We start from the raw sequence: 19,678 nt of genomic DNA on the forward strand, positions 1-19,678 counted from the left end.
TCGAGCGGGCGCCCGGCTGCGGCGCCGAGGTGCTCAGCGCGACCGCTAGCGTTGAACCGTGACCGACAGCCTCGCAGGGACCGTCGTTGCCGTGGCGCGCGACGACGGCCATCGATTCAGCAAGCCGACCCGCGACAGCATCACGCTCATCGAAGGACTCGGGGTGGAAGGCGACGCCCACGCCGGAGCCACCGTCAAGCACCGGTCCCGCGTGCGCCGCGACCCGAGCTCGCCGAACCTGCGGCAGGTGCACCTCATGCACGCGGAGCTCTTCGACGAGGTCGCGCGGCGCGGACATGCGGTCGCCCCCGGTGAGCTCGGCGAGAACGTGACGACGTCGGGCATCGACCTGCTGTCACTGCCCCGCGGCGCGCGGCTGACACTCGGCGACGAGGCGGTCATCGAGGTCACGGGGCTGCGCAATCCGTGCACTCAGATCAACGGCCTGTCGGCTGGCCTCATGAAGGAGCTCATCCACGTCGACGAGGACGGCGCCACAGTCCGCCTCGCGGGCGTCATGTCGGTCGTCGCGCGGGGCGGCGTCGTGCGCCCCGGCGACGGCATCCGCGTCACCCTCCCCGACGAGCCGCACGAGCCTCTCCCGGTGGTGTGACCGTGCCCGCGTGGCTCACGGCGGCGTGGAACCGCGTCTTCGCGCTCCTCGGCCGCGTGTCGATGTACCGGCTGGTGCTGCTCGCGCTCGCCGCGCTCGCCGCGATCGCTTTCGTGCTGTCCTTCTTCGGTCTCGTCGGTCCGGGGCCGGGCGAGCTGGTCGCGACGCTCGCGGTGCTCGTTGTCGTGTGCGGGGCGACGGATGCCGCGGCCCACGCCGTCCTCCGCCTGCCGTGGCGCCTCGAGTCGTCGCTCGTGACCGCCCACATCCTGCTGTTCGTGCTGCGGCCGACGCTCGAGCTCGCGGGGCTCGGTGGGATCGCGATCGCGGGCGCCGCCGCGTCGCTGTCGAAGTACGTGCTCGCATGGCGCGGCCGGCACGTGTTCAACCCCGCCGCCGTCGGCGCCACCGTGCTCACGCTGCTCGCCCTCGCATTCCCGGCGCTCGGCACGTCGTCGTGGTGGGTCGGCACTCCCGCGCTCGCAGGACCGGTCGTCGTGCTCGGCGTCGCGGTGCTGTGGCGCACCGAGAAGCTGCGCATGGTGGCGCTGTTCGTCGTTATCGCCGTCGGCGTCGCGGTGCTGCGCACGTCGGCGCAGTACCAGGCGGCCGGGACCCCGCTCGACTTCGCACAGGTGTTCTGCCCGGTGCTGTGGTCGTCGCCGTTCCTGTTCCTCGGCGCGTTCATGCTGTCCGAGCCGCTCACGATGCCGCCGCGCCGCTGGCAGCAGCTCACGGTCGCCGCTGTCGTCGGCGTGCTCGCCGGGTGGCCGATCGATCTCGGCGCGGTCAGCCTCGGAGAGGAGCGCGCCCTGCTCATCGGCAACCTCGTGGCGTTCGCGTTCTCGGTGCGGGCCGCCGTCCGCCTCACGCTGCGTTCTCGCCAGGACGTGACCCCGACCGTGCGCCAGCTCACGTTCGACGCGAAGCGCACCGTGCGGTTCGAGTCCGGGCAGTACATCGAGCTCGATGTGCCGCACCGCCGCCCCGACGCGCGCGGAACGCGTCGCGAGTTCAGCATCGTCTCCGCGCCCGAGGACCTGCCCGAGCTGCGCATCGCGTTCCGCGAGAGCATGGGCGCACAGGCGGCGCATCCGAGCTCGTACAAGCGCGCCCTCGCGCAGGTCACGGCCGGCAACGACCTCGCGGTGACGGGCGTGTGGGGCGATTTCGTCCTTCCGAAGAAGGCTCACGTGCCGCTGCTCATGGTCGCGGCGGGCATCGGCGTGACGCCGTTCGTATCGCAGCTGCGCCACCTGCGCCTCGCGCAGGAGGACCGCGACATCGTGCTCGTCTACGTCGCGTCGGATGCCTCCGAGCTCGCGTTCCGCGACGAGATCGAGGCCTCGGGGGTTCCGGTCGTGGTGTTCACGCGCGACCGTCCCGAGAACCTCCCCTCGCACTGGACGTGGGCGCGCGGGGTGCGCCTCGACGCGGAAGGCCTCGTGCGGGTCGTGCCCGACATCTCGGCCCGCCACGCGTTCGTGTCGGGGCCGCCGAACCTCATCGCCGACCTCGCGCCGGCGCTCGAGCGCGCGCGGTCGATCACGACCGACGCCTTCAGCGGCTACTGAGCGCGCGGCATCCGTCTCGCGCTGGCGGTCCGGGTCCTCGCGCCGTCGTTTCCGTCACGCGCGGTGTCGAGAAGGGGGCGCGGATGCCGGAAACGGCAGCGCACGCACCGCGCGCCCGACTGCCGCGGTCAGGCCGGGTCGGACGGCCTCGCGGGCATCCGCAGCTCGAACACGGTGTCGCCCGGCTCGCTGCGCACCGAGAGCGTCCCGCCGTGGGCGTTCGCGATCGCGCGGGCGATCGACAGGCCGAGGCCGGTCCCGCCCGTCTGGCGCGCGCGCGACCGATCCGCGCGCGCGAAGCGCTCGAACAGCTCGTTCGCGATCGAGGGGTCGATGCCGGGCCCGTCGTCGCGCACGCGCAGCACGGCGTCCTCGCCGTCGCGCTCCACGCCCACGGCCACCGTCGTGCCGGCCGGCGTGTGCGTCCCCGCGTTCGCGAGCAGGTTCGCGACGACCTGGCTGAGCCGCACGGCATCGCCCGCCACGACGACCGGGTCGTCGCCGACCGCGAGCTGCCACTCGTGGTCGGGGTGCGCGGCCCGAGCATCCGTCACGCCGTCGACCGCGAGACGCGTGAGGTCGACCGCTGCGTACACGAGCTCCTGCCCCTCGTCGAGGCGCGCGAGCAGGAGGAGGTCTTCGACGAGGCGCGTCATCCGCAGCGACTGCGCCTGGATGCGCTCGAGCGAGGTCTCGGTGGTCTCGAGCGCCGCCGGTGCGTCCTCGCGCTCGAGGGCGCGCAGCGAGAGCTCGGAGTAACCGCGGATCGACGCCAGCGGCGTGCGCAGCTCGTGGCTCGCGTCTGCGACGAAGCGGCGCATCCGCTCCTCGTTCCGCTGCCGCGCGGCGAGCGAGCTGTCGACGTGGTCGAGGAGCGTGTTGAGGGCGCTGCCCACGCGCCCGACCTCGGTGCGGGGATCGGCCTGCTCGGCGGGAACGCGCTCGGCGATCGACACCTCTCCCTGCGACAGCGGCAGGCGCGAGACGTCCTCCGCGGTGTCGGCGACCGCCCGGAGCGGGGCCAGCCCTGCGCGGATGACCCACGCCGTGCCGGTTCCGAGCACGAGGAGTCCGCCCGCGGTGAGGAGCCCGATCGTGACGAGCATGCGGCCGATCGTGGCGGCGACTTCGTCGCGCGAGAGGCCGACGACGACGATGGACGGGCCCGTCGCCTCGCCGACGACCCGGAACGTCCCGACGGCGTCGATCGTCACGACCAGCGGGCCGTCGGCGCGCAGGCCGGACGCGAGCTCGCGGAGCTGGTCGTCGGTGAGCGCGGTCACCGTGCCGTCCGCCTCGGTCACGGCGGCCGTCGGGTTTTCGGGCGGCGTCACGACGGCCAGCAGCAGGCCCGCCTGCTGCGGATGCTGCCGCAGGATTTCCTCCGCGCTCAGCCCGCCCACGATGAGGGGTCGCGCGAGTGAGACGATGCGAGCCGTCGTCGCGGAGAGCCGGTTCGTGAGCCCCTCTTCGAGCACTCCGCCCAGCAGCGCGCTCGTCGCGACGCCGACGAGCACCATGATGAGCGAGGTGATGGCCACGACCGTGACGATGAGGCGGCGCTGCAGCGTCCACGGCCGCCGCGCTGCGGTCATTGCGGGGCCTTGATCATGTACCCGACGCCGCGCACGGTGTGGATGAGTGGCTCGCGGCCGGCGTCGATCTTCTTGCGCAGGTACGAGATGTAGAGCTCGACGATGCTCGAGCGCCCGCCGAAGTCGTAGTTCCATACGCGGTCGAGGATCTGCGCCTTGGATACGACCCGCCGCTGATTGCGCATGAGGTACCGCAGCAGCTCGAACTCGGTCGCGGTGAGCTCGATCTCGACGCCGTCGCGGATGACCTCGTGGCTGTCCTCGTTGAGCGACAGGTCGCCCACGCGCAGGATCGGCTCGGTTCCGGCCGCGTGCGCGACGCCCGCTCGCCGCATGAGCCCGCGCAGCCGTGCGACGACCTCTTCGAGGCTGAACGGCTTGGTGACGTAGTCGTCCCCGCCGGCGGTGAGTCCCGCGACGCGGTCGGCGACGGCGTCCTTCGCGGTGAGGAACAGCACCGGGACGTCGTCCCCGCCCTGACGCAGCCGCTGCAGCACCGACATGCCGTCGAGGTCCGGCATCATGATGTCGAGCACCATCGCGTCGGGGTGGAACTCGCGCGCCGCCTGCAGCGCCTCGTAGCCCGATGCGGCCGCGCGCACGTCCCAGCCCTCCATGCGCAGCGCCATCGACAGCAGGTCGGTGAGCATCTGCTCGTCGTCGACCACGAGAACCCGCAGCGCGGTGCCGTCTGGGCGGTGCAGGGAAGGGGTCGTCATCCCCTCATTGTGCGCGCCAACCTATGCGTTTCCTATGGAGCGAGCTATGCGCCGCCTGTGAGCGCCATCGCGTGCGCGGCCATACGGTCGAACGCGGCGTCGAGGTCGTCGTCGACCACCTGAAGCTCCGGATGCGCGTCGTAGTGCTCGACGATCCGCCGCGCACCCTCGTCGAACGTGATGGTCGTGCGGAACTCCGGCGCGAGCGCTTTGACCTTCGCGTTGTCGAACACCATCGAATGCGCCTTGTCGCCGAGAAGGCCCGGCCCGAGATCGGGCGCGAAGGCGGCCATGGTCTCGGATGCCACGTGCACGAGGTGCGGGTCGGTCACGCCCGCGGCATCCGCCAGCCATCCGTAGATCTGGTTCCATGTCGGCGCGTGGTCGCCCGTGATGTGGAAGGTCTCGCCGATCGCGTAGGGATTGGCCAGCAGCGCCGTGAAGGCGACCGCGAAGTCGGAGCTGTGGGTGAGGGTCCACAGGCTCGTGCCGTCGCCGTGCACGATGACCGGCCTGCCGGCGCGCATGCGCGCGATGTCGGTCCAGTGGCCCGACGTCGGCAGGAGGAGCTCGTCGTACGTGTGCGACGGCCGCACGATCGTGATCGGCACGCCGCGCTTGCGGTAGGCGGCCACGAGCAGGTCCTCGCACGCGATCTTGTCGCGCGAGTACTGCCAGAACGGGTTGCGCAGCGGCGTCGACTCCGTCACCGGCAGGCGCTTGGGTGGGGTGTCGTACGCGGATGCCGAGCTGATGAACACGTACTGGCCGGTGCGGCCCTCGAACAGTTCGAGGTCGGCCCGCACGTGGTCAGGCGTGAAGGCGAGGAACTCGCACACGACGTCGAAGCTCTCGTCGCCGATCGCGGACCGCACCGAAGCGGCGTCGCGCACGTCGGCGCGGAGGACCCGGATGCCGTCGGGGAGCGGCCTGCGGCCCGTCCCGCGGTTGAGGACGGTCACGTCGTGCCCGATCGCGGCTGCCCGCGCGACGCACGCCGCGCTGATCGTGCCCGTGCCGCCGATGAAGAGAATGCGTGCTTTGCTCACGGATCGACCATAGACGTTCGGCGTGCGTGCTTAGGGTGAGTCCATGACGGTCGTCGATGTGCGGATCTTCTCCGATGGCGAACAGGTCGGACGCGGGATGTCGCCGGCCGATGCCGCGCGGGAGGCGTCGGTGCGGTCGGGGTTCGCGTGGATCGCGCTGCAGGAGCCCACCGCCGAGCAGCTCGATGAGCTCATGGGCCTGCTGAAGCTGCATCCGCTCGCCGTCAGGGACTGCCTGCGCGATCACCAGCGGGCGAAGCTGTCGGACTACGGCGAGGATCTGTTCCTCGTCATGCAGGCGGCCACCTACCACGACGACACCGAGACGGTCGAGCTCGCCGAGGTGGACGTCTTCGCGGGCGTCGGGTACGTCGTCACCGTGGCACGCGGCCAGGACCTGCTCGACCTCGACGACCTGGCCCGCCGGATCGCGGAGCATCGGGACGCGGTCTCACGGGGGAGCCACTCGGTCGTCTGGGCGCTGTTCGAGCGCATCCTCTCGGAGTACGGCCCCGTCCTCGACGGGGTCGAGAACGACATCGACGAGATCGAGGACGAGCTGTTCGCCGACGACGTCGGCGTCTCGCGGCGCATCTTCGCATTGCAGCGAGAGGTGATCGATCTGCAGCACGCGACGGCGCCGCTCGCGGACATCTTCGACCGGCTCACCGATGCCGAGAAGGCACGGACGGGGCGAGCGGATGCCCCCGCCCTCCGCAACCTCGGAGAGCAGGCGCGTCACGTGGCCGACCGCGTCGACGGGTTCCGCCAGACGCTCGGCACGGCGCTCGACGTGCACGCGACGCTCGTCGAGCAGCGCAACAACGAGGTGATGCGCCGCATGACCGAGTTCAACCTGGAGCAGAACGACCAGGTGAAGAAGGTGTCGTCTTGGGCGGCGATCCTCTTCGCGCCTACGCTCGTCGGGACGGTGTACGGCATGAACTTCGACGCCATGCCGGAGCTGGCGTGGCCGTGGGGCTATCCATTCGCACTCGGGCTCATGCTCGCGACGAGCCTCACGCTGTACATCATCTTCAAGCGAAGGAACTGGCTCTAGCCGCGCCGCGTCATTCGCTGTGCGCGAACGGCCGGTCGCATGTCGGTGGTCGGTCCTATCGTGGCGCGCATGACTCTTGAACAGCTGCGCACAGAAGTCTCCGGTGCGGTCATCACGGCGAACGACCCCGGATGGGACGACGCACGTCGCTTCCACGCCGGCATCGGCGAGCCGACGATGGTGGTCCGCGCATCGAGCGTCGACGACGTTCGCGCCGCGGTCCGGCTCGCGAGGGCCGAACGCCTGCCCGTCATGGTCCGAAGCGGTGGCCACAGCGTGTGGGGCGGGGTGCCCGGCGGCGTGACCGTCGACCTGTCGGCCCTCTCGTCGATCACGGTCGAGGCAGACCTCGTCCGTGTCGGCGGCGGCGCGACGTGGGGCGCCGTCGCGGCCGAGCTCACGAACCACGGCCTGGCCATCAGCTCGGGCGACACGTCGTCGGTCGGCGTGGGCGGGCTCACGCTGGGCGGCGGCATCGGCTTGATGGTGCGCGAGTGGGGCCTCGCGGTCGACCAGCTCGTCGGCGCCCAGCTCGTGACTGCGGGGGGTGACGTGGTCGAGGTCTCGGCGTCGTCGCACCCCGACCTGTTCTGGGCGCTGCGCGGCGGCGGCGGCAACTTCGGCGTCGTCACGCGCTTCGACTTCCGCGCCCACCCGCTCGACGGCGTCGTGTTCACGACGCTCGCGCTCGAAGGCGACTCTCGGCCAGTCATCCGCGTGCTGCGCGACGTCCTCGCCGACGCCCCGCGCGGGCTCACGGTCACGTTCGCGGATGTGCCCGCGATGGACCCGAACGCGCCCGCGGGCGCGTCGATCCAGGCGGTCTGGGTCGGTCGCGATGTCGATGCCGCGCGGGCGGTGCTCGCGCCGCTCATCGAGCTCGACGGAGTCACCGTCGCCGAGCTCGAGGCGCGCGACTATCCCGACATCCTCATGGACACGCCCGCGGCCGAGCCCGACCAGCCGATGCCGGGCTTCGTCGGCGGCAACACGCTCCTACGCCTGCTCGATGACGAGGCGATCGACAAGCTCGTCGCGTTCCGCGAGGCGAACCCCGCGTCCGTCGTGCTCCTGCGCTCGCTGGGGGGTGCGTACGGGGATGTGGCGCAGGTTGACACGCCGTTCCCCGCCCGAGACGCGACCTGGTTCGCGATGGCCGGCGCGTTCGACGTGCCCGGAATGCTCGACGACGCCGGCCGCGCGGCTGCTCAGGAGGCGTGGGACGCGATCGAGTCCCTCGGGCACGGTTCGTACGGCAACTTCTCCGTGTCGACCGACCCGGAGTGGGTCGCGCGCATGTATTCGCCCGAGACGATGGCGCGGCTCGCCGCGATCAAGCGCGAGTGGGATCCGCAGAACATCTTCTGCCGGACGCACAACGTCGTCCCGGCGGCGGCGGCCTGACGCACCGGTCGTGACGGTTCCGGCCCGGCCCGAGTGGTCGGGCCGGAACCTCGACGAGCGGGATCAGTGCGTGTCTTCGGCCTCGACCTCGGTGCGGTCGCCCGACCAGAGCGTGTGGAACGTGCCTTCGCGGTCGACGCGCTTGTAGGTGTGGGCGCCGAAGAAGTCCCGCTGGCCCTGCACGAGCGCGGCCGGCAGGCGGTCGGCGCGCAGGCCGTCGTAATACGCGAGCGACGACGAGAACGCGGGGGAGGGGATGCCGGCGGCCGCCGCCGTCGCGACGACGCGGCGCCACGCGGTCTGCCCGCGCGTGAGTGCGTCGACGAAGTACGGCGCGGTCAGCAGCACGGGAAGGTCGGGCTCGGCCGCGTACGCATCGGCGATGCGGTTGAGGAATTGGGCGCGGATGATGCAGCCGGCCCGCCAGATCTTCGAGACGGCGCCGAGGTCGATCGACCAGTCGTACCGCGCTGCGCCGGCGCGGATCTCGTCGAAGCCCTGCGAGTACGCGACGATCTTCGACGCGTACAGCGCGAGCCGCACCTCCTCGACGAAGGCGTCCACGTCGTCGACCGAGAACGCCTCTTCGGGGCCCGGGAGGCCGTGCGACACCGCGCGCTGCTCGGGGTGGCTCGACAGCGACCGCGCGAACACCGCCTCGGCGATGCCCGACACGGGCACCCCCAGGTCGAGCGCCGTCTGCACGGTCCACGCGCCGGTGCCCTTCGCTCCCGCCTGGTCGAGGATCACGTCGACGAGCGGCTTGCCGGTCGCGGCGTCGACCTGTCGCAGGACCTCGGCCGTGATCTCGATGAGGTAGGACTCGAGCTCGCCTCGGTTCCACTCGGCGAAGATGTCGGCGATCTCGGCGGGCGTCTTGCCCGTGCCGCGGCGGATGAGGTCGTACGCCTCGGCGATGAGCTGCATGTCGGCGTACTCGATGCCGTTGTGGACCATCTTCACGAAGTGGCCGGCGCCGTCGTGCCCGATGTGCGTGACGCAGGGCTCGCCCTCGGCCACCGCCGCGATCGAGCGCAGGATCGGGCCGAGCGTGACCCACGACTCGTCGGGACCGCCCGGCATGAGCGAAGGACCGTGGAGGGCCCCTTCCTCGCCACCGGAGACGCCCATGCCGACGAAGTTGAATCCGCGCTCGCGCGCGGCCTTCTCGCGGCGGATCGTGTCGGTGAACAGCGAGTTGCCGCCGTCGACGATGATGTCGCCCGGCTCGAACACGCGCATGAGCTCGTCGATGACCGCGTCGGTCGCGGCGCCGGCCTTCACCATGATGATCGCGGTGCGCGGCTTCTGCAGCGACGCGGCGAACTCCTCGTACGAGTAGCCGGGCACGAAGCCCGCCTCGCGGTGCTCGGCGACGAGGGAGTCGGTCTTCTCGTGGCTGCGGTTGTACACCGCGACCGTGTTGCCCTCACGGCTCGCGAGGTTGCGCGCGAGGTTCGAGCCCATGACGGCGAGACCCACGACGCCGATGTTGGCGACTGCGGCGGCCTCGGACGGAGCCGCCTCTCCTCCTTCGGGTGCGGGACGCGCGACGTCCTGCGGCTCGGGCGCGCCTTCGTGCTCGGTCGCCGCCTCGTGCGGTGCCTGTGCGTCGTCGGTGGAGATCTGGGTGGGCTCGGCGGGGTCGTTCGAAGACACGAGGGCTCCTAGAGGGGAACGGGATCGGGTTCCAGGCTAGCGGGTGAGCGCCGCGGGGCATCCGTTGGGTTACGGTCGGTGAATGGCCGAGGCGCGCATCGTCGTGATGGGCCCGAGCGGCTCGGGCAAATCCCTCGTCGGCTCGCTGCTCGCGGAGCGGCTCGGCGTGCGGTTCGTCGACGCCGATGACCTGCACCCCGCCGCGAACGTCGCGAAGATGGCAGCCGGCACGCCGCTCGACGACGCGGACCGGATGCCGTGGCTCGACCGCGTCGCCGCGACGCTGCACGAGGGCGGCGGCGGCATCGTCGTCGCGTGCTCCGCGCTCGCGCGCCGCTATCGCAATCGCATCCGCTCGGGATCACCGGGCACCGCGTTCGTCGAGCTGGTCGTCTCGCGGGACGAACTGGAAAGACGGATGCTGCGCCGCACGCACTTCATGCCGGCGGCGCTGCTCGAGTCGCAGCTCGAGACGCTCGAGCACCTGGAACCGGATGAGCCAGGGGTCGCGGTGCCGGGCGACCGGGCGCCCGGCGAGATCGTCGAGCTCGCCGTGGAAGGGCTCGCCGGACGTCAGTCCTTGCGGTAGGCGGCTCGGCCGATCGACCAGATGGCGAGCACCGTGCCGATCGTGCCGACGGCGGCGATCGCGCCGACGATCCACAAGACGACGTGGGACAGGAAGCCGTATTCCATGGGAATCCTCCGTGCGGTGCGGCTCCGCGTGACGCGGAGGTGGTCGCCTTCATGCTAGCGGGGAGCCGCTCGTCAGGGCCGCGTCGATGGCCCTGGTAGACTCGAGGATTGAACTTCGGCGAGGGATGCCTCGATCCGCCCGCAGCGGCGGCAGCGGCATCCGTGATCGACGCGGTGATGCAGGCTCACGGCTTCCTCACGCGCTCGCGTTCGAGTTGAAAAGACCCCACATCTGGGCCCGTGGGCCCGCAAGGAGAATCCATCATGTCGACCGACACCGACACCAAGGTCACGGCCGAGGTCCGCGAGAACTTCGGCAAGGGCTACGCCCGCCGGCTCCGCGCCGCAGGCAAGATCCCCGCCGTCATCTACGGCCACGGCACCGACCCCGTGCACGTCGCGCTGCCGGGCCACCAGATCTCGCTGCTCATCCGCCGCGCGAACGCGGTGCTCGAGCTCGACGTCGCGGGCAAGCAGCAGCTCGCGCTCGTGAAGGACGTGCAGAAGGACCCCGTGCACCAGATCATCGAGCACATCGACCTGCTCGTGGTCCGCAAGGGCGAGAAGGTCCAGGTCGAGGTGCCCATCGTGGTCCACGGCGAGCCGTTCCCCGGCACGATCGCCAACCTCGACGCGACGACCGTGTCGCTCGAGGTCGAGGCGACCAACATCCCCGAGCACATCGAGCTCGACGTCGAGGGCCTCGAGGAAGGCACGCACATCGTCGCCGGCGACCTGAAGCTGCCCTCGGGCGCGACCCTCGTCGCCGACCCCGAGCTGCTCATCGTGGCTGTCGCGGTGCCCGCCGCGACGATCGCCGCCGACGAGGAGATCGCCGAGGCGGACGCCGAGGTCGCGGCCGAGCAGGCCGAGGCCGCCGAGGAGGGCGCTCCCGCCGAGGAGGAGTCCGCTTCGGAGTGATCCGTCGCGCAGACGTTCGAAGAGGGGGTGCGGCTCGCCGCGCCCCCTCTTCGCGCACCCGGCGCCCGTTCGGTCGGGCGCCGATGAGGCAGGATGTGAACCATGGCTGACGCGTGGCTGGTGGTCGGACTCGGCAACCCCGGGCCGCGATTCGAGCTGACGCGGCACAACGTCGGCCAGCTCGTGCTCGACGAGCTGGCCGAGCGCCGCAGCGAGACCTTCCGAGCGCACAAGGCGAATGCTCGGGTCGCCGAGACGCGGCTGCGGCCGGGCGGCCCGAAGCTCGTCCTCGCGAAGCCGAACACGTTCATGAACGTGTCGGGCGGGGTCGTCGCCAACCTCGCGAAGTTCTACGGCATCGATCCGCAGCGCGTCGTCATCGTGCACGACGAGCTCGACATCCCGTTCGACACGATCAAGCTCAAGGCCGCCGGCGGCCACGGCGGCCACAACGGCGTACGCGATGTCGCGAAGGCACTCGGGTCGACAGCGTTCGCGCGCGTGCGCGTCGGCATCGGCCGCCCGAACGGCCGGCAGGACCCCGCGGACTGGGTGCTCGATCCCTTCGGGCCGACAGAGCGCAGGAGCCTTCCCCTGCTGCTGTCGGATGCCGCCGACGCGGTCGAGCAGCTCGTCGGCGAAGGTCTGCTCGCGGCGCAGCAGAAGCACCACGCGCCGCGCGTCTGAGCGCGGCCGACCCCGGTCGGGCGGCTCAGGCGAGCCCGGCTCCCGCCGCGAGGCCCGCCGACAGGAAGACCGTCACGGCGATGGCGAACACGAACGGTCCGATCGCGGCGAGCACGACGGCGGTCACGCCGGACCCGCGCCCGCGATTCTTCGCGATCGCGACGATGCCCTGCACGAGCGCCCACACCCCGAACAGCGTCCCGAGCCAGAACGACACCTCGCCCAGCAGCACCCAGTCGCGCACGGGTGTGAACACCGACGGATCGAACTCGGCGCCCGTGGGCACCAGCGCCTGCTCGGAGCCGACGCCCACCCCGATCTGCCACGACGCGACGGATGCCGCGATCGGCGCGATCACGGCGGCGAGCACTCCCGCGACGAGCGCGATCGTCCCGATGGCCGAAGTCGGCCGGGCGGCGGCCGTCGCGCCGAAGGTCGTCTGCGGCACGCGGGCCGCGGGCTGCGCGTACGGCGGCGCCCACGCTGCCGCTCCCGTTGCAGCCTGCGGCGAAGGGGCGCCGCCGTAGGGCGCCCGCCCACCCGGGTGCGCGTAGCCCGGGGGTCCGTACGCGGGTGGAGCGGTGTACCCCGGATGGGCCGGCTGGGCGGGGCCCGGCGGTCGGCCGGCGTGCTGAGGCTGACCCGGGTATGACGGCTGACCCGGGTATGACGGCTGTGAGTGCGGCTGAGGTTGCCCCTGGGGCGGATGCCCCGCGGCGCCCGGTGACCAACCCTGCCCGGGGACCGGCGGCGCCGGCTGGGGCGGGACATAGGGCGGCACGGGTGCCGTCGGAGTGGTGTCGGCCGGGTCGCTCACGCTCACATCCTATGAGCCGGAGAGGTCGCCGCCGCGAGAAGTGGGCGAGGGGTCGCGTAGACTCGTTCGGTGACAGTTCCCGGGATCGTGCGCGCCCTCGAGCAGGCTGAGCCGTTCCGGGAGGTCGTTGCCGCGGCCACCGGTTCGGGTTCGAGAAGTTCCGGCTCGCCGGCATCCGCTGACGCAGACTTCTCGCTCGTCGACGGGCTCGACGCGCCGCTGCTGGCCGCGCTCCTCGAGCGCCGCCGCGAGGCGGGTCTTCCTCCGGCGCTCCTCGTGATCGCGCCGACCGGTCGTCGCGTCGAGTCCCTCGGGCCCGCGCTCGAGGCGCTCGTGCCCGGCGCCGAGGTGCTCGCGTTCCCCGCGTGGGAGACGCTGCCGCACGAGCGCCTGAGCCCCAGTGCCGAGACGGTCGGCCGTCGCCTCGACGTGCTGCGCAGGATCACCCGCTGGACGGGCGAGACGCCGCTGGTCGTGACCGCGTCGGTGCGCGGTGCGATCCAGCCGCTCGCGCCCGGCCTCGGCGATGAGGAGCCGGTGCGCCTCGTCGCCGGCGGCCGCGGGAACGACCTGTCCGAGATCTCGGCGCGCCTCGTCGAACTCGCGTACCACCGCGTCGACATGGTGTCGCGCCGGGGGGAGTTCGCGGTGCGCGGCGGCATCCTCGACGTCTTCTCGCCGATCGCAGACCACCCGTACCGCGTCGAGTTCTTCGGCGACGAAGTCGATGAGATCCGAGCGTTCTCGGTCGCCGACCAGCGTTCGCTGCCGGGCGCAGTGAACGAGGTCGAGCTCATCGCGGGTCGCGAGCTGCTGCTCACGCAGGGCGTGCGCGACCGCGCGCAAGAGCTCGTCGGCCGGTTCCCCGGCGTGCGCGGGATCCTCGAGAAGATGGCCGAGGGCATCCCCGCCGAGGGAATGGAGTCGTTGCTTCCCGCCCTCGTCGACGGCCTCGTGACCCTCGCCGATTACCTGCCCGAGCGTGCCGCCGTGGCCGTCATCGACCCCGAGCGCGCCGTCACGCGCGCGCTCACCCTGAGCGAGACGAACCGCGAGTTCCTCGAGGCCGCGTGGAGCGCCGCGGCCGTCGGCGCGCAGACGCCCGTCGACCTGGGCGCGGGCGACTTCGTGACGCTCTCGCGCCTGCGCGAGGCGGCGCACGCGCGCGGGGCGTCGTGGTGGACGCTCAGCAGCTTCGATTCCGGGGCGGCGGATGCGGCGGCCGCCCTGCGCGACGCCGAGCAGCCCGAGTACGAGGCCGCCGCCGTGGAGCTCGAAGACGCGTCGGCTGTGCGCGTTCCCGGCTCGGGCGTGCCGTCCTTCCACGGCAACGTCGACGGCGCGACGCAGCACGTCGGGCAGCTGCTCGCCGACGGATGGCGCGTCGTGGTGGCGGCATCCGGTGTCGGCCTCGTCGAACGTGCCCGCGACGTGCTCTCCGACCGCGGCATCGCTGCGCGCAAGGTCGACGATGTCCTCCAGCCGCCCGAGCCCGGCGTCGCGCATCTCGTCGTCGCGCCGCTCGAGCGCGGGTTCCAGGCGCCCGGCGCCAAGCTCGCGGTGCTCACCGAGGCGGAGTTCTACGGGCGCACGATCGGCAGCGACAACCGCGTCGTCAAGAAGCTCGCGTCCCGTCGGCGCAACGTCGTTGACCCGCTTCAGCTCAAGGCAGGCGACTACGTCGTGCATGCGACGCACGGCATCGGCAGGTTCGTCGAGCTGACGCAGCGCGAGGTCTCCAGCGGCGGCCGCAATCCGGTCAAGAGCGTGCGCGAGTACCTCGTGCTCGAGTACGCGCCGTCGAAGCGCGGCTATCCGGGCGACAAGCTGTTCGTGCCGACCGACCAGCTCGACCTGCTGTCGAAGTACGTCGGCGGCGAGGCGCCGACCCTGTCGAAGATGGGCGGCAGCGACTGGGCCCAGGCGAAGGGCCGCGCGCGCAAGGCGGTGCGCGACATCGCGGTCGAGCTCGTGAAGCTCTACTCGGCGCGCATGGCCGCCAAGGGCCACGCGTTCGGGCCGGACACCCCGTGGCAGCGCGAGCTCGAAGAGGCGTTCCCGTTCGCCGAGACGCCCGACCAGCTGCAGACGATCGACGAGATCAAGGCCGACATGGAGAAGCCGATCCCGATGGACCGGCTGCTGTCGGGCGATGTCGGCTTCGGCAAGACCGAGGTTGCCGTGCGCGCCGCGTTCAAGGCGATCCAGGACGGCAAGCAGGTCGCGATGCTCGTTCCGACGACCCTGCTCGTGAAGCAGCACATCGAGACCTTCACGGAACGGTTCGCGGGCTTCCCGGTGAGAGTGCGGCCGCTCTCGCGCTTCCAGACCGACAAGGAGGCGCGCGAGACGGTCGCGGGGCTCGCCGACGGCACGGTCGACATGGTCATCGGAACGCACCGCATACTGACTGAGAAGGTCGCCTTCAAAGACCTCGGTCTGCTCATCATCGACGAGGAGCAGCGGTTCGGCGTCGAGCACAAGGATCAGCTGAAGAAGCTCAAGACGAACGTCGACATCCTCGCGATGAGCGCGACCCCGATCCCGCGCACGCTCGAGATGGCGGTGACGGGCATCCGCGAGATGTCGACTCTGCAGACGCCGCCGGAGGACCGCCACCCGATCCTCACGTTCGTCGGGCCGCGAAACGACAAGCAGATCGCGGCCGCGATCCGTCGCGAGCTGCTGCGCGAGGGACAGGTCTTCTACGTCCACAACCGCGTCCAGTCGATCCAGCGGGTCGCAGCGCACCTGGCCGAGCTCGTGCCCGAGGCGCGCATCGCCGTCGCCCACGGGCAGATGGGCGAGCACCAGCTCGAGCAGGTCGTCGACGATTTCTGGGAGCGCCGCGCCGACGTGCTCGTCTCCACGACGATCATCGAGACCGGGCTCGACATCTCGAACTCGAACACCATCATCATCGACCGCGCCGACAAGTACGGCCTGTCGCAGCTGCACCAGCTCCGCGGGCGCGTGGGCCGAGCGCGCGAGCGCGCGTACGCGTACTTCCTGTACGACGAGAACAAGCCGCTCAGCGAGACAGCGGCCGACCGTCTCGAGACGATCGCCGTCAACAACGACCTCGGCAGCGGCATGCAGGTCGCGCTGAAGGACCTCGAGCTGCGCGGCGCGGGCAACCTCCTCGGCGCGGAGCAGGCAGGACACATCGCGGGCGTCGGCTTCGACCTCTACCTCCGGATGATCGGCGAGGCCGTCGCGACGTTCCGCGGCGAAGAGACCGAAGGGCCGACCGAGCTCCGCCTCGAGCTGCCCGTGCAGGCGCGCATCCCCGAGGACTACATCGACAGCGAGCGCCTGCGACTGGAGGCGTACCAGAAGCTGTCGGCCGCGGCATCCGCCACCGCCCGCCAGGCAGACGGCCAGGACGCCATCGATCTCGTGCTCGACGAGCTGCGCGACCGCTACGGTGAGCCGCCCTCCGAGGTCGAGGGGCTCATCGCCGTCGCGCGACTGCGGCGCCGTGCGGCGCGGGCGGGACTGTCCGACGTCGTCGCGATGGGCCCGAACCTGCGCATCGCCCCGGCGAACCTGCCCGACTCGATACGCGTGCGGCTGCAGCGACTGCACCCGAAGGCGAAGATCGTCGCGGGCGGCGAGGCGCTCGTCGTGCCGCTCCCGACGGCCGACGGCTCGCTCGTGGGCGACGCCGACCTCATCGCCTGGGTCGGTCAGCTGCTGGATCAGCTGTTCCCGGAGCAGGCGTCGGTGCCGGCATCCGCCGCGGCGGGGGAGTGAGCGGCGTCAGCCGCTGACTCTCGGCGTCACTCCCAGCGCGCACCGCAATCGCGGCACGAGAACTCCACCGCTCCGTCGGAGCGCACCTCATCGCCGCGTTCGAGCTCGAGCACGAACCAGCCCTGGTCCGCGACGCGCACGTCGGTCGAGGCGCACACGGGGCAGACCTCGGCGTCGCGCACGGGCGCCGGCCCGTCGTTCCACGTCCTGGTCATGGCTCGACGCTAACCCCGACGCGGCGGGAGGCTCGTACCGACGCGCGCGAACGGGGGACCCGATCAGACTCGTCCGGTCACGCCGGTGTTTCTCGCGACAGGACGGGAAAGGCGAGGGCGAGGACGCGCAGAGAGCGGATGCGGTCAGATGACGCCCTGCGCGAGCATCGCGTGCGCGACCCGCTCGAATCCGGCGGCGTTGGCGCCCACGACGTAGTCGCCCGGGCGGCCGTGGCGCTCGGCAGCGTGGAACGCGGCGTCGTGGACGTCGGACATGATCGCGCGGAGCTTCGACTCGCTGTCGGCGAAGTTCCACCGCTGGCGCGATGCGTTCTGGCTCATCTCGAGCGCCGACGTCGCGACGCCTCCCGCGTTCGCGGCCTTCCCAGGCCCGAAGAGCACGCCGGCCTCGTGGAATGCCGCGATGGCTGCGGGCGTCGACGGCATGTTCGCGCCCTCGGCGACCGCGCGCACGCCGTTCGCGATGAGGGCCTGGGCGTCGTCCTCGTCGATCTCGTTCTGCGTCGCCGACGGGATCGCGACCTCGACGGGGACCTCCCACGGACGCCGCCCCTCGACGAACCGCGCCCCGTGGCGGCGGGCCGCGTACTCCGCGATGCGGCCGCGCTCGACCTCCTTGATCTGCCGCAGCAGGCCGAGGTCGATGCCGGCATCGTCGACGACGTAGCCGGACGAGTCGGATGCCGTCACCGGCAGGCCCCCGAGCTGGTACGCCTTGTCGATCGCGTAGATCGCGACGTTGCCCGATCCCGACACCGCCACACGGCGGCCGGCGATCGACTGGTTGTGCACGCCGAGCATGTTCTGCACGAAGAAGACCGCGCCGTAGCCGGTGGCCTCGGTGCGCACCTCGGCGCCGCCCCACTGCACGCCCTTGCCGGTGAACATGCCGGACTCGTGGCGGTTCGTGATCTTGCGGTACTGGCCGAACAGATAGCCGATCTCGCGCGCGCCCACGCCGATGTCGCCCGCCGGCACATCGGTGTGCTCGCCGAGGTGACGGTAGAGCTCGTTCATGAACGACTGGCAGAAGCGCATGACCTCGGCATCCGACCGGCCGTGCGGGTCGAAGTCGCTGCCGCCCTTCGCGCCGCCGATGCCCTGCCCTGTGAGCGCGTTCTTGAAGATCTGCTCGAAGCCGAGGAACTTGATGATCGACAGGTTCACCGAGGGGTGGAAGCGCAGGCCACCCTTGTAGGGGCCGAGCACCGACGAGAACTGCACGCGGAATCCGCGGTTGACCTGAAGCTTTCCGTCGTCGTCGACCCAGGGCACGCGGAACATGATCTGGCGCTCCGGCTCGACCAGCCGCTCGACGATGCCGCCGTCGACGAACTCGGGGTGACGCTCGAGCACGGGCACGATCGAGTCGAGCACCTCGTGCACGGCCTGCTGGAACTCCGGCTCGTGCGGGTTGCGGGCTTGCACGGTCGCGAAGACCTCGCGGACGACGGACGGCAGGGCGACGAGCGATTCAGTCACGGGTGGTGGAGCTTTCTGGTGGAGCATCGCGCCCGGAGACGGGCGCCGGTCGGAGCGATCCGAACCCGGCCACTTTACCTGCCGTTCGCGACTCGACCGCACGCCGACTGAGCAGAGTGCTCACTCAGCGGGCTCAGGGTGCGGGTCGAACAGGGCAGATGGCGAGGCGCTACGCTGGCGCTGACCGAGGGAGGAACCGTGCGGTTCGAGCACCTGGGGGCGCAGCCCCGCATCCATCCGGAGGCTGTCGTGGCACCTACGGCCGTCGTGAGCGGCGACGTCCGGATCGGCCCCGGCTGCCAGGTGCTGCACGGCGCCGTGGTGACGGGCGAGGGCGGCGCGATCACCCTCGGCGAGAACGTCATCGTGATGGAGAACGCGCTCATCCGCGCGACGTCGGTCAATCCCGTGCACATCGGCTCGCACGTCCTCGTGGGGCCGATGGCCAGCATCAGCGGCGCGACAATCGCCGACGAGGTGTTCCTCGCGACCGGAACGCGGGTCTTCAACGGGGCGCGCATCGGCGAGCGCAGCGAGGTGCGCATCAACGCGGTCGTGCACCTGCGCACGGTGCTCCCGCCCGAGACCGTGGTTCCCATCGGATGGGTCGCCGTCGGCGATCCCGTGCAGATCCTCTCGCCCGACCGACACGACGAGATCTGGGCCGCGCAGCGCGAGCTCGACTTCCCGGGCTACGTCTTCGGGCTCGACCGCGACACGCCCGATCTCATGGTGCAGCTCACGGAGCGGTACGCCGCGAGCCTGGCCCGTCACTCGGGGGACCGCCGGCTCGACTGATGCCGGATGCCGCGCGCCCCCCTCGGGAGTGGTCGAACGTTCTGCTGAGCATCGTCATCTTCCTTCTCGCGTTCAGCTCGATCCTCGGCAAGTACTACTACGGCGAGTCGAACATCGAGTTCATCACGCCGCGTCGCGCGTTCTCACCGGGTACCGCATCTTCGCCGTCGTCGCGGTGTTCCTGGGCGCGGTCGTGTCGGCTGATCTCGTGTGGAGCTTCGCCGACGGCGCGATGGGATTCATGGCGCTCGTCAACCTCATCGCGATCGCGCTGCTGTCGGGCATCGCGTTCCGGCTGCTGAAGGACTACACACACAGCGGCGTGAGGGGCAGGATCCGGTCTTCACCCGCGACCGCCTGCCCGACGTCGGCGGCATCCACGTCTGGGAGGACGAGCTGACCGTCACCGGGCCTATCGACCTCACGACCAAGCGCCGTCAGGCCGAGAAGCACCGCGATCACCTGCATGAGACGGATGCCGCGACACGCCGTCCCCGCAAATAGGACGCGCTCGGCGGGCGAGCGATCGGCCTGCGAGGCACCGCTTGTACGCTGGAGAGGGCGCGTCGGGAAGTCTGGTCGACACCCGTGTTCGCCGACCGCATCGGAGCC

The 19,678-nt window shown here is 71.2% G+C and carries 18 protein-coding genes and 1 pseudogene; 11 read left to right on the forward strand and 8 right to left on the reverse strand.

The window, feature by feature from the left end:
• The first annotated feature begins 58 nt into the window (after positions 1-58).
• Positions 59-613 (forward strand): MOSC domain-containing protein, encoded by a 555-nt coding sequence (locus tag BJ991_RS09050; RefSeq protein WP_179489351.1) that lies wholly within the window; start codon positions 59-61, stop codon positions 611-613.
• A 62-nt stretch (positions 614-675) separates the two neighbouring features.
• Positions 676-2,187 (forward strand): FAD-dependent oxidoreductase, encoded by a 1,512-nt coding sequence (locus BJ991_RS09055; protein ID WP_179492646.1) that lies wholly within the window; start codon positions 676-678, stop codon positions 2,185-2,187.
• A gap of 128 nt (positions 2,188-2,315) precedes the next feature.
• Here BJ991_RS09055 and BJ991_RS09060 read toward each other — a convergent pair whose 3' ends face one another.
• The 3 genes from BJ991_RS09060 to BJ991_RS09070 are packed head-to-tail and all read right to left on the reverse strand — an operon-like array spanning position 2,316 to position 5,550.
• A complete protein-coding gene (locus tag BJ991_RS09060) occupies positions 2,316-3,782 on the reverse strand; it encodes a sensor histidine kinase (protein ID WP_179489353.1) in 1,467 nt (488 codons plus the stop codon).
• Positions 3,779-4,501, reverse strand: a complete 723-nt coding sequence (locus tag BJ991_RS09065; protein WP_281363924.1) for a response regulator transcription factor — start codon at positions 4,499-4,501, stop codon at positions 3,779-3,781. Before BJ991_RS09065 ends, BJ991_RS09060 begins: the two co-directional genes overlap by 4 nt.
• A gap of 44 nt (positions 4,502-4,545) precedes the next feature.
• On the reverse strand, positions 4,546-5,550 hold the full coding sequence (locus BJ991_RS09070; protein ID WP_179489354.1) for an NAD-dependent epimerase/dehydratase family protein: 1,005 nt from the start codon (positions 5,548-5,550) through the stop codon (positions 4,546-4,548).
• A 43-nt stretch (positions 5,551-5,593) separates the two neighbouring features.
• Between BJ991_RS09070 and BJ991_RS09075 the strand changes: the two genes are divergently transcribed.
• The gene (locus tag BJ991_RS09075) at positions 5,594-6,610 is read left to right on the forward strand and encodes a magnesium and cobalt transport protein CorA (RefSeq protein ID WP_179489356.1); all 1,017 of its coding nucleotides are present in this window, start codon (positions 5,594-5,596) and stop codon (positions 6,608-6,610) included.
• 69 nt (positions 6,611-6,679) lie between these two features.
• A complete protein-coding gene (locus BJ991_RS09080) occupies positions 6,680-8,014 on the forward strand; it encodes an FAD-binding oxidoreductase (protein WP_179489357.1) in 1,335 nt (444 codons plus the stop codon).
• A gap of 63 nt (positions 8,015-8,077) precedes the next feature.
• On the opposite strand, the gene gndA is transcribed toward BJ991_RS09080, so the two are convergent.
• Complete coding sequence (gndA, locus tag BJ991_RS09085; RefSeq protein ID WP_343048839.1) at positions 8,078-9,505, reverse strand: NADP-dependent phosphogluconate dehydrogenase; 1,428 nt, start codon at positions 9,503-9,505, stop codon at positions 8,078-8,080.
• A gap of 250 nt (positions 9,506-9,755) precedes the next feature.
• On the opposite strand from gndA, the gene BJ991_RS09090 reads away from it, so the two are divergent.
• A complete protein-coding gene (locus BJ991_RS09090) occupies positions 9,756-10,262 on the forward strand; it encodes a gluconokinase (RefSeq protein ID WP_179489361.1) in 507 nt (168 codons plus the stop codon).
• Here BJ991_RS09090 and BJ991_RS18635 read toward each other — a convergent pair.
• Positions 10,247-10,369, reverse strand: coding sequence for a hypothetical protein (locus BJ991_RS18635; protein WP_281363925.1), 123 nt, complete (start codon positions 10,367-10,369; stop codon positions 10,247-10,249). The genes BJ991_RS09090 and BJ991_RS18635 overlap by 16 nt on opposite strands.
• A 264-nt stretch (positions 10,370-10,633) precedes the next feature.
• On the opposite strand from BJ991_RS18635, the gene BJ991_RS09095 reads away from it, so the two are divergent.
• Positions 10,634-11,290, forward strand: a complete 657-nt coding sequence (locus BJ991_RS09095; RefSeq protein WP_179489363.1) for a 50S ribosomal protein L25/general stress protein Ctc — start codon at positions 10,634-10,636, stop codon at positions 11,288-11,290.
• 102 nt (positions 11,291-11,392) lie between these two features.
• The gene (gene pth, locus BJ991_RS09100) at positions 11,393-11,977 is read left to right on the forward strand and encodes an aminoacyl-tRNA hydrolase (RefSeq protein ID WP_179489365.1); all 585 of its coding nucleotides are present in this window, start codon (positions 11,393-11,395) and stop codon (positions 11,975-11,977) included.
• Positions 11,978-12,002: 25 nt separating this feature from the next.
• Here pth and BJ991_RS09105 read toward each other — a convergent pair whose 3' ends face one another.
• On the reverse strand, positions 12,003-12,794 hold the full coding sequence (locus BJ991_RS09105) for a hypothetical protein (RefSeq protein WP_218852912.1): 792 nt from the start codon (positions 12,792-12,794) through the stop codon (positions 12,003-12,005).
• Positions 12,795-12,863: 69 nt separating this feature from the next.
• Between BJ991_RS09105 and mfd the strand changes: the two genes are divergently transcribed.
• On the forward strand, positions 12,864-16,550 hold the full coding sequence (mfd, locus tag BJ991_RS09110; RefSeq protein ID WP_179489367.1) for a transcription-repair coupling factor: 3,687 nt from the start codon (positions 12,864-12,866) through the stop codon (positions 16,548-16,550).
• 26 nt (positions 16,551-16,576) lie between these two features.
• Here the strand turns inward: mfd and BJ991_RS09115 are convergent, their stop codons facing one another.
• Both BJ991_RS09115 and gdhA read right to left on the reverse strand, forming a co-directional pair.
• Positions 16,577-16,765 (reverse strand): hypothetical protein, encoded by a 189-nt coding sequence (locus BJ991_RS09115; protein ID WP_179489369.1) that lies wholly within the window; start codon positions 16,763-16,765, stop codon positions 16,577-16,579.
• Positions 16,766-16,909: 144 nt separating this feature from the next.
• Positions 16,910-18,295, reverse strand: a complete 1,386-nt coding sequence (gene gdhA, locus BJ991_RS09120) for an NADP-specific glutamate dehydrogenase (protein WP_218852913.1) — start codon at positions 18,293-18,295, stop codon at positions 16,910-16,912.
• 171 nt (positions 18,296-18,466) lie between these two features.
• Here gdhA and BJ991_RS09125 point away from each other — a divergent pair, with 171 nt between their 5' ends.
• From BJ991_RS09125 to BJ991_RS18645, 3 genes and pseudogenes are all read left to right on the forward strand, one after another.
• On the forward strand, positions 18,467-19,066 hold the full coding sequence (locus BJ991_RS09125; protein WP_179489371.1) for a gamma carbonic anhydrase family protein: 600 nt from the start codon (positions 18,467-18,469) through the stop codon (positions 19,064-19,066).
• Positions 19,066-19,149, forward strand: a pseudogene (locus BJ991_RS18640) (hypothetical protein); the annotation flags it as partial. The gene BJ991_RS09125 and the pseudogene BJ991_RS18640, both read left to right, overlap by 1 nt.
• 110 nt (positions 19,150-19,259) lie before the next feature.
• Entirely contained in the window at positions 19,260-19,466 is a 207-nt protein-coding gene (locus BJ991_RS18645; RefSeq protein WP_343048696.1) for an alanine:cation symporter family protein, read from the forward strand.
• The last annotated feature ends 212 nt before the right edge of the window (positions 19,467-19,678 follow it).

It is taken from the genome of Microbacterium immunditiarum (genome assembly GCF_013409785.1).
In the GTDB taxonomy this organism is placed as follows: domain Bacteria; phylum Actinomycetota; class Actinomycetes; order Actinomycetales; family Microbacteriaceae; genus Microbacterium; species Microbacterium immunditiarum.

What these genes read in the sequence shown, in the direction of transcription:
- BJ991_RS09075 (WP_179489356.1), top strand. Translation starts at nt 5,594, where the DNA reads ATGACGGTCGTCGATGTGCGGATCTTCTCCGATGGCGAACAGGTCGGA.
- BJ991_RS09055 (WP_179492646.1), top strand. Translation starts at nt 676, where the DNA reads ATGTACCGGCTGGTGCTGCTCGCGCTCGCCGCGCTCGCCGCGATCGCT.
- BJ991_RS09095 (WP_179489363.1), top strand. Translation starts at nt 10,634, where the DNA reads ATGTCGACCGACACCGACACCAAGGTCACGGCCGAGGTCCGCGAGAAC.
- gdhA (WP_218852913.1), bottom strand. Translation starts at nt 18,295, where the DNA reads ATGCTCCACCAGAAAGCTCCACCACCCGTGACTGAATCGCTCGTCGCC.
- BJ991_RS09090 (WP_179489361.1), top strand. Translation starts at nt 9,756, where the DNA reads ATGGCCGAGGCGCGCATCGTCGTGATGGGCCCGAGCGGCTCGGGCAAA.
- BJ991_RS09060 (WP_179489353.1), bottom strand. Translation starts at nt 3,782, where the DNA reads ATGACCGCAGCGCGGCGGCCGTGGACGCTGCAGCGCCGCCTCATCGTC.
- BJ991_RS09115 (WP_179489369.1), bottom strand. Translation starts at nt 16,765, where the DNA reads ATGACCAGGACGTGGAACGACGGGCCGGCGCCCGTGCGCGACGCCGAG.
- BJ991_RS18635 (WP_281363925.1), bottom strand. Translation starts at nt 10,369, where the DNA reads ATGGAATACGGCTTCCTGTCCCACGTCGTCTTGTGGATCGTCGGCGCG.
- pth (WP_179489365.1), top strand. Translation starts at nt 11,393, where the DNA reads ATGGCTGACGCGTGGCTGGTGGTCGGACTCGGCAACCCCGGGCCGCGA.
- BJ991_RS09065 (WP_281363924.1), bottom strand. Translation starts at nt 4,501, where the DNA reads ATGACGACCCCTTCCCTGCACCGCCCAGACGGCACCGCGCTGCGGGTT.
- BJ991_RS09080 (WP_179489357.1), top strand. Translation starts at nt 6,680, where the DNA reads ATGACTCTTGAACAGCTGCGCACAGAAGTCTCCGGTGCGGTCATCACG.